The organism is Halobacillus andaensis (assembly GCF_014636475.1).
Taxonomy (GTDB): domain Bacteria; phylum Bacillota; class Bacilli; order Bacillales; family Halobacillaceae; genus Halobacillus_A; species Halobacillus_A andaensis.
Map to the genome: position 1 here is coordinate 574,753 of NZ_BMEL01000002.1, position 14,267 is coordinate 589,019.

Annotated in this window: 12 protein-coding genes; 6 read left to right on the plus strand and 6 right to left on the minus strand. The window is 41.5% G+C overall.

Annotation, left to right across the window (positions count from 1 at the left end):
* Positions 1 to 15: 15 nt before the first annotated feature.
* The 3 genes from IEV27_RS10215 (at position 16) to IEV27_RS10225 (ending at position 3,233) form a co-directional block, all read left to right on the plus strand.
* Positions 16 to 1,257 carry an aminopeptidase gene (locus tag IEV27_RS10215; protein WP_188377357.1) on the plus strand — a complete coding sequence of 414 codons (1,242 nt, stop codon included), beginning with the start codon at positions 16 to 18 and terminating at the stop codon, positions 1,255 to 1,257.
* Positions 1,258 to 1,484: 227 nt separating this feature from the next.
* Positions 1,485 to 2,501, plus strand: a complete 1,017-nt coding sequence (locus tag IEV27_RS10220) for an acyltransferase family protein (protein ID WP_188377358.1) — start codon at positions 1,485 to 1,487, stop codon at positions 2,499 to 2,501.
* Between the two features lie 78 nt (positions 2,502 to 2,579).
* The gene (locus IEV27_RS10225) at positions 2,580 to 3,233 is read left to right on the plus strand and encodes a type 1 glutamine amidotransferase domain-containing protein (protein ID WP_188377359.1); all 654 of its coding nucleotides are present in this window, start codon (positions 2,580 to 2,582) and stop codon (positions 3,231 to 3,233) included.
* A gap of 292 nt (positions 3,234 to 3,525) precedes the next feature.
* Here the strand turns inward: IEV27_RS10225 and IEV27_RS10230 are convergent, their stop codons facing one another.
* The 4 genes from IEV27_RS10230 to IEV27_RS10245 form a co-directional block, all read right to left on the minus strand.
* Positions 3,526 to 4,875 (minus strand): YjiH family protein, encoded by a 1,350-nt coding sequence (locus tag IEV27_RS10230; RefSeq protein WP_188377360.1) that lies wholly within the window; start codon positions 4,873 to 4,875, stop codon positions 3,526 to 3,528.
* Positions 4,876 to 5,009: 134 nt separating this feature from the next.
* Positions 5,010 to 5,879: a fructosamine kinase family protein gene (locus IEV27_RS10235; protein WP_188377361.1), complete on the minus strand. Its 870-nt coding sequence runs from the start codon at positions 5,877 to 5,879 to the stop codon at positions 5,010 to 5,012.
* A gap of 102 nt (positions 5,880 to 5,981) precedes the next feature.
* Positions 5,982 to 6,875: a GNAT family N-acetyltransferase gene (locus IEV27_RS10240; RefSeq protein WP_188377362.1), complete on the minus strand. Its 894-nt coding sequence runs from the start codon at positions 6,873 to 6,875 to the stop codon at positions 5,982 to 5,984.
* Between the two features lie 114 nt (positions 6,876 to 6,989).
* Positions 6,990 to 9,119, minus strand: a complete 2,130-nt coding sequence (locus tag IEV27_RS10245) for a M6 family metallopeptidase (RefSeq protein ID WP_188377363.1) — start codon at positions 9,117 to 9,119, stop codon at positions 6,990 to 6,992.
* 439 nt (positions 9,120 to 9,558) lie between these two features.
* Between IEV27_RS10245 and IEV27_RS10250 the strand changes: the two genes are divergently transcribed.
* Positions 9,559 to 11,244: an ABC1 kinase family protein gene (locus IEV27_RS10250; protein WP_229735098.1), complete on the plus strand. Its 1,686-nt coding sequence runs from the start codon at positions 9,559 to 9,561 to the stop codon at positions 11,242 to 11,244.
* 15 nt (positions 11,245 to 11,259) lie between these two features.
* The gene (locus tag IEV27_RS10255) at positions 11,260 to 11,559 is read left to right on the plus strand and encodes a phasin family protein (RefSeq protein ID WP_188377364.1); all 300 of its coding nucleotides are present in this window, start codon (positions 11,260 to 11,262) and stop codon (positions 11,557 to 11,559) included.
* Positions 11,560 to 11,989: 430 nt separating this feature from the next.
* Here IEV27_RS10255 and IEV27_RS10260 read toward each other — a convergent pair whose 3' ends face one another.
* Together IEV27_RS10260 and IEV27_RS10265 are read right to left on the minus strand one after the other, a co-directional pair.
* Positions 11,990 to 13,222, minus strand: coding sequence for a GNAT family N-acetyltransferase (locus IEV27_RS10260; protein ID WP_188377365.1), 1,233 nt, complete (start codon positions 13,220 to 13,222; stop codon positions 11,990 to 11,992).
* Positions 13,212 to 13,949 (minus strand): YwaF family protein, encoded by a 738-nt coding sequence (locus tag IEV27_RS10265; protein WP_188377366.1) that lies wholly within the window; start codon positions 13,947 to 13,949, stop codon positions 13,212 to 13,214. The genes IEV27_RS10260 and IEV27_RS10265 overlap by 11 nt, the downstream gene beginning before the upstream one ends.
* A gap of 78 nt (positions 13,950 to 14,027) precedes the next feature.
* Here IEV27_RS10265 and IEV27_RS10270 point away from each other — a divergent pair, with 78 nt between their 5' ends.
* Entirely contained in the window at positions 14,028 to 14,234 is a 207-nt protein-coding gene (locus IEV27_RS10270; RefSeq protein WP_188377367.1) for a uracil-DNA glycosylase, read from the plus strand.
* Positions 14,235 to 14,267: the final 33 nt, after the last annotated feature.

Below are 14,267 nucleotides of genomic sequence, written 5' to 3' on the forward strand. Positions count from 1 at the left end.
TATGGAGGGATTAAGATGACGACACATCAAAATCGTTTAGAAAAATATGCAGAACTCGCTTTAAATAAAGGTGTAAACCTTCAGGCAGACCAGGGGCTGCTTATTAATGCTCCAATTGAAGCAGCTGATCTTGTTCGGATCATTACAGCGAAAGCTTACGGAAGAGGCGCTAAAAATGTCCACGTCGAGTGGAGCGATGAAATATTAAGCTATATGAAAATGAAAAATGCGCCGATGAGCGTGTTAGAGAATTTTCCAAAATGGAAAGTGGACGCACTTGAAGGAATGGTGAAAGAAGGGTACTCCCTTCTTACTGTGTATGGCCCTAATCCAGACTTACTGAAAGGCGTCGATTCTGACCGTATTGCAAAAGCCAATAAAGCAAGCGGTGAAGCATTAACGAATTACCGCGAGTATATTATGAATGATAAAGTTACTTGGTCGATAGTGGCTTATCCTCAAGCTTCATGGGCAGAGAAGGTTTTCCCGGAGGATACAACTGCGAATGCGCAAAAGAAATTGTGGGAACAAATCTTCCACATTACACGAATCGACCAGCCTGACCCAATTAAAGCATGGGACGAGCACAATGAAAAACTGCGCCAGGCTAGAGAATATTTAAATGCCAAGCAGTATAAGAAGCTGCATTATAAAGCGCCGGGAACGGATTTATCCATTGATCTTGTAAAAGACCACATCTGGCATGGCGGCTCTACACAATCTGAGCAGGGCGTAGAGTTTAACCCGAATATGCCGACGGAAGAAGTCTTTACGATGCCCCATAAATATGGTGTGCAAGGTACAGTGAGCAGTACGAAGCCGCTCAGCTATGGCGGAAACTTAATTGAAAACTTCACATTAACCTTTGAAAATGGAAAAGTTGTTGATTATACGGCAGAATCAGGCAAAGAAACGCTGAAGCACTTATTAGAGTCAGATGACGGAGCAAAACGTCTCGGCGAAGTAGCGATTGTACCAAACGAGTCACCGATCTCTCAATCTGGTCATATCTTCTTTAACACTCTCTATGATGAGAACGCTTCTTGCCATTTAGCTTTAGGAAAAGCCTATCCGACAAACGTAAAAGGCGGCTCTACGATGACGAAGGAGCAAATGGATCAGCAAGGAGTGAACGATAGTTTAGTTCATGAAGACTTCATGATGGGGTCTGCTGAGCTGGACATTGATGGAGAAACGCAAGATGGAAAGTTTGAACCCATTTTCCGAAATGGAAGCTGGGCCATTGAGTTTGAATAAGAGAAGAGAAAAACGAGCCCTAACAGGCTCGTTTTTTTGTGTGGAGGGGGCAGCGTTACGGTTTAATGCCAAAATTATTACCCCGTAACATATTCATTACAGTTTCGTTAAGCTAAGGTGAAAAGTTGGTCATTACGAGGTCAAATATGTTAAAAACATATAGGACAGGTTTTAAAAACTAAAAAAGAGTGTAAGTATGTATTATAGAAAACTAGAGGGTGAAAAACATGAAACGGGATGCGATTTTTGACAACGCGAAATTGATGCTCATCTTTCTCGTCGTGTTTGGTCATTTGGTTCAGCCAACGACAGATGGATCACGCGAAATGTATACGATATATACTTGGATTTACACGTTCCACATGCCGGCGTTTATATTTTTAGCCGGATTCTTTGCTAAAGGGTCTGGAAATAAAGATTATATTGTTAATTTAGCTAAAAAGCTGATTTTGCCGTACCTTATTTTTCAGTTTGTGTTTACGGCGTACTTTCTCTTTATTGGAAAAGATGGGTGGTTAAACGCCCCGTTTTATCCGCACTGGTCCTTATGGTTCTTGTTTAGTTTGTTCTGCTGGCACATTCTTCTGATCTGGTTCAGTAAAATTTCACCGTGGATTGGAATAACGGCAGCCGTTGCCATTGGAGTACTAGTCGGATATGCTGATAGTATTGATCAAACATTTAGTTTATCAAGAACGTTTGTTTTCTTTCCGTTTTTCTTAGCGGGATATTGGCTAACGAAGGATACCGTGAAGAAATGGAGAGCATTTGGTACAAGAGCAGCGAGCCTTGTATTTATGGTGGCTCTTGCCGTCATTATTGCCCTTGCTCCAGAACTTAATTCGGATTGGCTTCTGGGTTCTAAATCGTATGCCACGATGGGAGAACCTGAATTAGGCGGGTTGCTTCGCCTGGGAGTATATATCATTGGCGCTCTAATGACAGTAAGCGTGATGGCCTGGATACCAAATAAACACTATAGCTTCACGCCATTAGGCGGTCAAACTTTATATGTTTATTTACTGCATGGATTTATCGTTCAGCTGTTCAGACAGCAAGGATGGGTACAAATTAATAACGTTCTCGATTTCACCCTATATTTTGTTATGTCAGGGTTTATCGTCTACTTGCTATCCACAAGTACGATTCGAGCACTCACTCAGCCTCTTATTGAATGTCGCGCAGCTTTATTAAGAAAGCAGCTATCAGAAATCAATAACCACAATCGATATCGAACGAATTAAATAAAAGAAGTGCCTCCCCGGCGTTTGAAAAAGCTATTCTTGTGAGAGAATAAGCGAAAATGCAGGGAGGTATTTTTTATGAAGAAAATACTAATGGTAGCGACGAATGTAGATCAAATTGGTGATCAGCAGACTGGATTGTGGCTCTCAGAGTTTGTAGAGCCAGCAACGGAGTGGACGCATGCGGGGTTTGAAGTGACGGGCGCGAGTATAAAAGGTGGAAAAATTCCAATTGACCCAAACAGCTACAGCAATGAACTTCCGCGAGTGTGGGATGGCGTCATGGAACCGATTCATGACACTGCAAAATTAACAGATATCAACCCGGATGATTACGATGCGATCTTCTTTTGTGGAGGGCACGGGGCGATGCTCGATTTTCCCAATAATAACGAGATTTCCGCACTGCTTGATCATTTTAAACAAAATGAAAAACTCATTGGTGCGATCTGTCACGGGCCAGCCGCATTTGTTGGAAATAAAGATGTGAATGATTCTTCAATTGTAAAAGGCATAAAAATAACCGGCTATTCCAACGAAGAAGAGCAAGGCACAGGATTAGCAGAAGCTGTTCCCTTTTTGCTGGAGGATGAATTAAAAGAAGCAGGCGCAAGCTATGAATCAGGAGGTCCTGAGGCAGAGCATGTTGTCGTTGATCAAAATTTCATCACAGGGCAGAATCCTCAATCTACACATCGTATAGCAGAGATTTTTAAAGAACATTTATCCTAAAAAACGAGGTCGGAACATAACTAAAGCAGGGAGGTCAAAAAACGAACGATTGTATACACGCAGATCATTAGCGTAGGCAAAACACGCAGACTCCTGTGGGAACAGCGCGAGTCGAAGATCCCGCAGGAAAGCGCTCTTTGCTTTCCGAGGAAGCTGAGGCCGTGCCCAAGGAAAGCGGAGTGTTTTGCCGGAGCGATGGTGTAGAGTCTCATTAACATAAATAATCCGAACTGATTTCTAAAGAATCGTTCGGATTATTTTATGCTTTATTCAGTTTTGTCCTAGTCGGTTTTTAAAAGATGATATGAGCGATTAACGCGATCACAGGCAGCGTAATAATCGTACGAAGAAGGAAGATAATGAATAAATCCTTCAAGTTAACCGGAACTTTAGAACCGAGCAGCAATCCACCGACCTCAGACATGTAAATAAGCTGAGTAACAGAAAGGCTGGCGATTATAAAGCGAGTCATTTCACTTTCAATACCAGAACCGATAATGGCTGGTAAAAACATATCTGCAAAACCAACGAGAATGGTTTCAGAAGCGGCCTGCGCCTGCGGAACTTGTAAGAGTTCGAGTAACGGAATAAATGGGTACCCGAGCCAAGTAAATACTGGTGTGAATTCTGCGATAACGAGCGCAATCGTTCCTAACGCCATAACGATAGGAGCGACACCCATCCACATATCTAATATATTTTGACCACCTTCTTTAAAGAAGTTACCAGGCCCTTTTGCCTTGCTTCCGCGTTGAACAGCCTGTGCGTAAGCATAAGAGAAAGTGCTGTGTTCTTCAGGTATTTTTTCATCAATATCATCTGCTTCTTCCGTAACATACGTATCTGCTTTCCGTGACAGCGGCGGAATTCTAGGCATAATAAGAGCAGCGATGAAACCGGCTATAGCCACTGTTAAATAAAATGGAATAAACATGTGGCCAAGGTCCACCTCTTCAATAACGACAATACTGAAGGTGATGGAAACGACGGAGAAGGTCGTCCCGATCACGGCGGCTTCTCGTTTTGTATAATATCCTTCTTCATACTGCTTACTCGTAAGCAGGACGCCAATCGTTCCGTCTCCTAACCAGGAAGCTAAGGAATCAATGGATGAACGGCCTGGCAGTCGAAATAAAGGACGCATAATCTTCGTTAGTAAAACACCAAATAACTCTAAAAGTCCAAAGTTAAGTAATAAAGGTAAGAACAATCCAGCAAATAGGAAAACAGCGAACAATACGTGCAGTAAGTCGTCTAACAGCAGACCTCCTGTCACATCTGAAGTAATGGCTTCAGGTCCGATTTGGAAGTAGACCATAATGGCGAAGATCATACCAAGTACACGAGTAATAACCCAAACAGCTGGAACGTTAAATAACGATTTAAAGAACGGGGTGCCGTTTAGCTTATCTGGTCCTATTATTTTAACGAGAACAGTTAAGATGGCTGTAATCGAAATAATAAACATCATAATGAAAGATAATGCACCAGCTAATTCCTCTTGAAGCCATCCCGCGAGAATGGCGATTAATATCGTGACACTGCCATCATCAGAAAAAGGAACCATGAATAAAATGATGCCTAATAAAGATGGAATAATAAACTTCAAGTGAGAAAAAGCACTAAAATCTCTTGCTTTCATAAAGAGCTCTCCTGTCTATGAATAATATAAGAATAAATATACAGCGTTACTTATTTTAATACGAATACAATGAAAATCCAATAGAAAATTTTAGTTTCCTTTACAATTCTCTATATTAAAGGAAAATCCTGCTCTCAACCGATATATTTTTGCAAAATTCGATCAACGCTCGGTCCGTAGCTTTCTCCAAATAGATTTAAGTGCACGAGTAAATAGAACAGTTGATAAACAGGCTTTACCTCCTCATAATCGCTTCTTAAAGGAGAAATCTGTTCATAGGCTGCGTAAAATGAGCTGGAAAAGCCGCCGAACAGTTCCGTAAAGGCAAGTTCAAAAGAGGGATCGCCGTATAAGATCGAAGGGTCAATTAAATAAGGTTCGCCGTCTGCCCCCGTTAAATAATTTCCGCCCCATAAGTCACCATGTAAAAGAGAAGCAGAAGGACTCGCAGGAATAAATCTTTCAAGCTGGTAGATTAGTTTTTCTAACTTTTCCCGTCTTTGAGTGCCTAACCGTCCATTTTTCAGCGCAAGTTTATATTGATGACGAAGTCGATTCTCCCGATAGTACTCGACCCAGCTTTCTTTCCAATCATTCGGCTGATCGAGTTCACCGACAAACGTAGGGTTACCAAAGCCATAATGATTGGAAGTATGCTGATGCATCCTGGCTAACTTTTGTCCAAGAATCTCAGACGATTGAGCCGATTCTTTTCCTTCAATCCACTCAAGAGCAATCATTCCGACTTCACCCTCTGCCGGTTCGTCGTAATAGTAGACTTTAGGAACCGCTGCTGTTTCCGTCTCGCGTATCGCTTCTAAACCCATCGCTTCAGCTTTGAAGAAATGAGAGGGTACGTTTTGATTGCCTTTTATAAAATAGGTTTGGTTCTCGGTCGCTACGTAAAAAGCTTCATTAATATCACCTCCACTCACGGGGCGGATTTCTTTAATAGTCGAGTGGTCATTCATCTGACGCACCACTCGTTCGATATGTTGTCTCATGATTTTAGCCTCCTTAACAAATAACTAGTGAATGATTCCCTTTTTATCCTCGAGCCAATCTCTTATATAAAAAAGAACCAGAAGTATATTCACTCTGGTTCTTTAATGCAATAAAGTATTATTTGATTCTGCGCCAACTTCTTTTTCATAAGCAAAAATGGTATGAATCTCGACGAAGCCTAATCGTTCATATAATTGAGCGGCCGATTCATTATTTATTCTTACTGAAATCGTAACGATTTCGGCATCAAATACATAAAACGCATATTGAAGCGCATGCTCCATCAGTGCGGAGCCAATTCCTCGCCCGCGTGCATCAGGATGAACATTCACAAAGCAAATTTCACCTTCATCGGGAGAAACCAACTCAAAGTAAAGGTACCCTTCAAGGTTACCTGAATTTTTAAAGCCCCATAGCTTATTGGATTCTTTTTCAGCCAGTTCTATCATTTCATTTGTCGTATAGTAAGCCCCGGATGGATGAAGCTCATGAAGAGCTGCATGCTCATATTCCTGAATCTCTTCAATTTTCTCAGCCTTCTCTGAAGAAGGGGAAAAGCGAGAGTGGTGGAGGGCCATTGTTTTTTCTCTATTGTATAAATGAAATTGGTGACGCTCAGCAAAAGCGACAAGATCCTGGTTCGCCTTAAAGCAGGCTACTTTAACAGCATCAAAATGAAGCTGGATCGTTAAAGAAGCTTTTTCCCATAACCCTTCAAATACATCTGTGCCGCTTTTTAATGAGAAAGGACCAAGCAGACGGCAAAGCTTCTGTTCGAAAAAAGGAAGAATGCCAATAAAGCCGATAATCTTATCATCTTCCCAGGCCACATAAGCGAGCGGCTCATGAAACTGCGTCAGCGTCCATATTTGTTCAAATATCTCATTCGGATCAGAGGCTAACCAAGCAACATAATGCTTATCCTGCTCGTTCATTCCATGCAGCCACTGGGCTACAGTATGTAATTGTCGAACTTCTAATTCTTGGATCTGCATATGGATCACCTTTCCTGCCTTTTGATAAAAGCATGCCACAAGAGGGGAGGGGAGTAAAGAGGATTTATAGAAAAAGCCAACCAGTGCGGGGAGCTGGTTGGCTATTCTTTAAAATTATTTATCTTTTTTTGGACCTTTTTCTTTGTACGTCAATTCATATTCAAACTCTGCAGGATTCAGGTCATCCTGAGGTGCCGCGTAGTATGTCGTCATGTACGTCTTACCAGGACGGAACACCTTCTGAATTTGTAAAGCGTCTTCTTCTGTTACGTTAAATGGATCCACTTCGATTACCTGGTGATTGCCGGCTTCGTTTTCTTTAATGAAAGTCACGCCGTAGTTCACGTAGTTTTCTTTCAGCTCATTTTCGTTAATGAAGTCTTCCTGAACATTATTGTTTCCATTATAGGAAATTCCGGCTTCAGGGATTTTGATGTTGTTAATGAACCAGCCTGCATCGTTGTAACCCCAGTCTGTTAAGTAGCGGAAAGAAACTAATACTTCTTGGCCTGCATACTTGCTAAGGTCGAATGTTTCGTTCTGGTATTCCTCAAAGTGACCAGTAAACCCTGGGACGTTTTCTTTAATCTTAGGATAGCCTTCATCGACTACATCCGTTCGAGTGTTTTCATTTTCTAAGGATGTCCATGTTTCGCCGTTATCGGTAGAAACCTGGACAACTCCATAATCCCATGATTCTTCGATATCTACGTAGTGGTCAAAGTTAAGAGTAGGTGAATCTGTATTAGTAAGGTCAGCTTCAAAGATCAGCTTGTTGTCAACTTCGTCTCCGGAGCCGCCAAACAATACCTGGTCACCGCTTCCTAGAGGATCCTCCGTTGTTTCCCAAAGAATTGGCATAAAGTCAACGCCGTTAAAGCTGAAGTCTTTCACATTCTGATCTGGTTCAATGTTGAACTCTTTAAAGTCTGTACCCCAGGCAGGTACACCTTCTTTTTCATAGTCTTCTGCTTTTTCAAAGTCTACGGTCATGCCGCGCGGCTCGTCCTGCCCGTTTACAGGAAGGTCGCGAAGATCGATGTTTTCAAAGCCGTATTTTCCGCCTTTGTATTTATTATCATCCAATACTAAAGCAGACGTGAAGTCCTGATAAACTTCGTTAAATGTTACGTCGAGGTCAAACTCTTTGTAAGCTTCTTCAAAGCTTTCAATACTGTTCAACTCATCTGTAGCTACGTAACGAATGAACTCCTGTCCAAACCTTTCGTAGTTATAAAGCGTGAACAGCTGGACTAAGCCGTAGTCAGCAATGGTTTCAGGGCCAGTTTCTGCATCGTAATGCTCGTCCCAGTTTGTTAGAGAGTTCTCTGGGTGGTCAAGAAAGAAATTGATCGATCCTTCGGACATGCCGTAGCCGCCTAAGAACTCAGAGAACGTAGACATTCCTTCGTTTAACCAGCTCGTTTCATCGGAATCGTTGTCCGCGTGAATTAAGTGCTGCAGCTCGTGGATTGTAGTGCTAAAGAATGTGCTCTCTAATCGAGTATCCCAATCTCTAGAATCGATCGTAATCATGTTTCGGTCTATATAGTTTTCTATCGTCTGCCAGAAGAAACCAGCTACGAAGAATGGGTATTCTGGGTCGTAGTAGCTTTCATCTTTGACATTATCGACCATAATCATTACCTTGTCGCCGTCACCTTCGTAATATCCTTCAGGAAGGCCAACCATTTCTGGCAGTGGCGAGTTACTGCCATCTAATGAGTCAGGGGTACCAAAAAAGTCAGTTGCCACTGGGTACATGTTGCTGTCGAATTCTTCAGCCATCGTATCGGCTTGTTCTTGAGTAACAACATGAGGATCGCGAGGGTCTCCCTCTTCAAATGATAAATCATCTGCAACCCAAACTTCAGAATGCTCACCGACACTGCGAAGAGTAAACTCTTTAAAAGCTAAGTCCCGGTCTAAAAATAGTTTTGTTTCTCCTGGACTATATGTAGTACTTGCTGAATTGGCATTGCTCTCTGTACCTGAAGACGAGGCGTCCTCATTGAAGTTCGTATTTTCAGCACTTTCCTTCACCTTTTGATTCGCTTCCTGCTCAAAACCTTCCTGCTCCGATTGTTTCTGAAGCTGTCCATCAATATCGATACGATCTGTATAACGTTCCTTGTTCCAGTTTTCATACGTTGAACTGGCACTAACGTCTGTAGCTGCTGCAGGGGAGAACAACGACAGCGTAAGTGCACTGACTGATAGTAATGCAGTCATTTGTTTTTTCATGTGCATGAATACCTCCTAATGTGGAATTTATTTCGTGACCCGCAATTTCCATTATAAGGCGTTCGCGCTAAATATTCAAAATATTTCGAATAGTAAATTGGAAGGATTTTTAAGTAGAAGGGTAAATTAGTTTGTCGAACTTTAGGCCTGTTTTATAGACATAATTGACTACATATGATAGTTGTTAGAAGATTATATGGATTTTTAAATAAATATTGACTTATCCATGTGTCTTTTACATTAGTGATAATTTTCTCTCTATTATTTATAGGTCGAATGGCTGAATAACCCTCGGTCGTAAAATGATAAAAAAGTGATTTTCTTGCCATTAAAAGTTTAGGATTATATATTCACTTCCTTGTTGTCTGCTTTGTTGGAAACGTAGGAATGCCAGGATTTTCTTTAGGAAATGCTGATTAATAATAAGAGGCGCAGGGTAATGGATAATGTGTGTGTCGAACAGATTGGGGAGATCGGGATGAATCAAAGGTTAAAATACATATCGATTTATCGAATCACCATCATTGTGTGGATGTCTGTTAAGTTTCTAGTGCAAATTCTTTGGTTCAAAAATACAAAACGAATTTGGGATCAAGAAACGAAGCAGAAGTGGGAAAGTCTGCTCAGAAAGCAGGCGGAGGAATATAGAAGAAATGCAATTCGTCTAGGAGGGCTGCTCATTAAGTTTGGGCAGTTCCTCAGCTCTCGAGGAGATTTATTGCCTCAATCATTTATTCGGGAATTAGAAGGTTTAGTCGACAGAGTAGAGCCGGTTCCTTTTGCATATTCTAAGCAGACAATCGAAGAGGATTGGGGTGTTTCTCTTGATGACCACCTGCGTTATATTGATGAAAAGTCTATTGCTTCGGCTTCCATAGGAGAAGTTTATAAAGCAGAGCTGCATGATGGTACACCCGTAGCTGTTAAAGTACAACGCTATCGGGTGAAAGAAATCTTTCAAATGGATTTTAAAGCGCTGCGTATCGTGTTCTTTATCCTATCCAAATTTACAAAGTATGGTAAAAAAGCAGATTTGCCTGCTTTGTACAGAGAAGTAGTGGCTGTGATTACAAATGAACTTGATTTTACGATGGAATTAGATAACGGGAATCATTTTAAAAAAAGATTTAAAGACTTTGAAAATGTTTATATACCTGACTATTACAATGATTTGTCCACGAAACGCGTGCTCGTCATGGAATGGATTGAGGGCGCGAAAATAACTGATTTAGCATTTATTAATCGTCATCAAATTAATCGTGAGCGAATCGCAAAAGTGTTATTTGATTTATGTGTGGAACAGTTTTTGTTTGCGGGAATGTTTCACTCAGACCCTCACCCTGGAAATCTAATGCTAAAGCCAGACGGGACAGTCGTTATCATCGACTTTGGCATGGTGGGAGAGGTGAAGCAGCGTGATGCAAATTCCATTCGTATGATGGTTCAGGGCTTCATTCTTGATGACTATGACCGAGTGATTGATGGTTTGTGGGAAATGGATTTTTTATTGGACAATGCCGATACGGAAAAAGTAAAAAAGATGATCAAGCAAACGACGGATATGTACTTGGATGGCGATTTTGACAAACTCGATGCTCATTTAATGAATGATATTTTAGAAGATATGCAAGAGTTTATTAAAGAACAGCCGATCCAGCTGCCAGCAGATTACGCCTTCCTTGGAAGAGCGACTTCTATCATCGTAGGCGTGCTCACTTCCGTTTACCCTCAAGTTGATTTAGTCGAGTGGGGGAGACCTGTTATTAAAAAATGGATGACAGGAGAGAATTCTACATTTTCTCTTTATAAAGATGTAGCCAAAGACACCGTTAAACCGTTAATGTCATTGCCAAGAGCCTTAATAGAGTACCTGGAGGATGGCGATAAAGAACGGGAGTGGAAAACGGAAAATCAGCAGCAGCGATTATTTCATCAGTTTTACCTCTTTTATTCATGGGTTTCGTTTCTGTTGCTTATCGGAGGGGCTGGTGGATTGATATATATGCTTCAAACTGGAGGATCACCCTACATGACGCTAGGGTGGATCGTGACCTCTATTGGCGGGCTGAGTTTCTTCATTATTGGAATCAAACATTTTCGTATGATCAAAAAGATAAGACAATAGCGAGGAGGAGTTACGATGAGTTTATTACGAAAAGGTTTTTATTTAGGACTAGGAGCGGCTATCAGCGGTAAGGAGAAATTTGAAAAAGTATTAAATGAAATGGTAAGTAAAGGTGAAGTCTCTCCATCAGAAGCCAGAGAAATGTTGAATTCCTGGATGTCTAAAGGAGAAGAAAAAAATAATGAATGGAATGAACAAGCGCAGGCGCGCATGCAGGATCATGTGAAAGAGCTTGGTTTTGTGACGCGTGAAGAATATGAGCTGCTTGAGGCCAGACTGACCCGATTAGAAAACCAAAACTCGAATGATATGTAAAATAGCCTCCCTTTTCTGTACGATCAGAAAAGGGAGGCATGTTGTCGAAAAGCTTGGACGGATGTAGACATGGGAGCGCGCGGCTCCGTCTTTTTCCATTCCTTTTTATAATAATTGACTCACGGTACCATCGTATAATGGATGGCCTGCCAGCATCTCTGATTCCATTAGGGAAAGGCATATCCGTACATTTTTCTAGTGATCTTTTATCGGAAAAAGGTTGGGGAAACGGCGACACTCCTATGGGAGATACGAATAAGGTGTGACCCCGTAGGGCGTATAGCCCGAGGAGGCAGACCATTCGCCCATGGAAAGGGAGCTGTTTCTCCAACCCTTTAATCTACCTAACGCCAGGAATTTTTACACAAGGTATAAAAACTTGCAGATAAAACTCCCTTTTCTGTATTCAGAAAAGGGAGTTTTTATTGGTTTAGAAAAAAGTCCAGCTTACAGGCTTATTAGGTTCTTTAAAGAGGTTAATCGCTTTTTTAATCTCATCCTCACTTCCAGAAGCCTCCGCCTTATTGTAGGCAAGAAGCTTTTGTAAAGAAATGCAGCCCATCAATAGAGAAGAAAGATCATCAATAGCTAAGGATACCGTCACCCCGTGAGATAGAGGTTCCTCGTGGCGTTCAGGCCTGCCGTGTTTGAATTGATAGGCGTACGTTTCTTGCTTGTCCATAAGAGAATCAGTGACTTCAAAGTTTATCGCAACGGTTTGAGAACCAAAAGAATAATCCCGGATATATTCCATAAACAGTGGAACATCAATGATGCGATACATTAAACCTGTGCCTCTTTCGTGGGTTTGATGATAAATGCGATGAATTAAACGATTGGCGTCATGCCTTGGATCATTGAGTAAAAAAGCAAAGTCATCGTCAAACGTCGGGAATATAATCGTGCTCACTTGGTCCTTTTGCTGATGAAGGAAGTTCAAGAAAGCTTGAAAGGCTGCATTGGTGTTTGCGAACCAATCAAGAATTTTCAACTCATGGGTAAAGTCGTGCTGATGCTTCATTTCATAAACGACGTACCCTTGAAGCTGTCCGTTTATCCGGCATCCGACCGTATGCGTATGGGTGAAGCCGATATGACGGAATTCATAATCTTGTTTATCGCATGCGCCATGGGTGTCCTCTGCCCAGTTGTGATAGCAGCGCTTGATCTCTTCTGTGTCACTTTCTCCTAACGGTACCACAGCTTCTGCTTCAGAATAAGAGGGTACCTGGTGAGGGGAAAAGCGGAAAACATTGAGCTGCGGACCAAATCCAAAACCCATTTTACGATAAAAATCAGGACGAAAAGGATACAGCTGAATGAGAGGGAAGCCTTCATTCTTTGATTTTTCAATGGCGTAAGTGATCATTTTTTTGGCGATTCCCTGCTTTTTGTAAGGGAGATCCACTGCTAACGTTCCTACACCTGTGGAAGGCAGTGTTTGGCCATACACGTTCATCGGAAACATGTAATGGATGTAACCCGCCTTAAGCTTCTCTTCATCATAGCAGCCGATGTGAGAAACGGTTTCGTACTGATCCATCCGTTCTCGGTGCTTCGTCGCCTCTTTTATATCCTCTTCTTTCGTAATTTCCATCATTGGATAGCAGCGGCTTAACATTTCAGTAAATGGCTGAAACTCTTTCATTTCCTTAAACTTCATAGCTTTCACTCCTTTTTCTCGATTGTGTCCATCTATAGAATACAAGTAATAGATAAAAAACACCAAAAACGATGAGCCCTAAATTGACGTGGTAGCCCAGTCCTGTGTCGAGAAGTGCAAGAGCTGGGAACGAGGCAGGAGGCTCAGATAAGTATAAATAGTTGGTGTGAAAGATTGAATTAAAAATTCCGGCAGCTAAGGCATAAACGACGAGGTAACAATACGTTTCACACATCACTCGAAAATGAATAGGAGTAGACGTTGTTACAACGAGAAACAAGCCTGTCCACGGAATAGCCATATGATGGATGAAAAACTTCCAGTATCGAAAATGCTCATAACCATGAGGAATTTCAGGCGTAATTAGGGCAATAACGGCTGGAAGAATTCCAATAAAGAAGTTGATTTGAATTAATTTTTTATGATAAGTGAGCAGCGAAATCATACCGATGAGAGAGGCAGCGCCGCACAAATGAAGCGGAAGATGTTCATAAGTAGTAAAAAGGCCGTGAGTATAAGCCCAATACTGATAACTGGCTTCAGAAAGAATAAGGGCGAAAAGCAGTGTCCATCTAACAATGGCATGTGCTTTACTACCTTTAGAAAGATTCTTTTTATAGAGAAATAGAAGGATGACGCCTAAACCAAATAGAACGAGCATCAATAGATGACTCATCCCAAACATAATGAAGGGGTGATCGCTTCCCGGTGCAAACCATTTATTCATATAACTAGCCCCCTAGTGGTGCAAGTGCACCTGTGCTATGATTCTATCATATTGCTTCGTCATAGAAGAGGTGGGAAAATGACTAAAGTCAATTGTTTTACGTGTCAGCACTTTCATACGACGTGGAACCCGCAATTTCCAAGAGGATGTAAAGCGTACGGTTTTAAGGGAAGAGAGATGCCCTCTCAAACCGTCTTACGAACAACAGGCACCGCTTGTCTACAGTATGAGCGTAAAATGGTGAAAAATGCCGGTTCCACAATGGAAAAAAGTCGTAATCTGTAAATATATTGAAATATCAGATTTTATATATTCTCT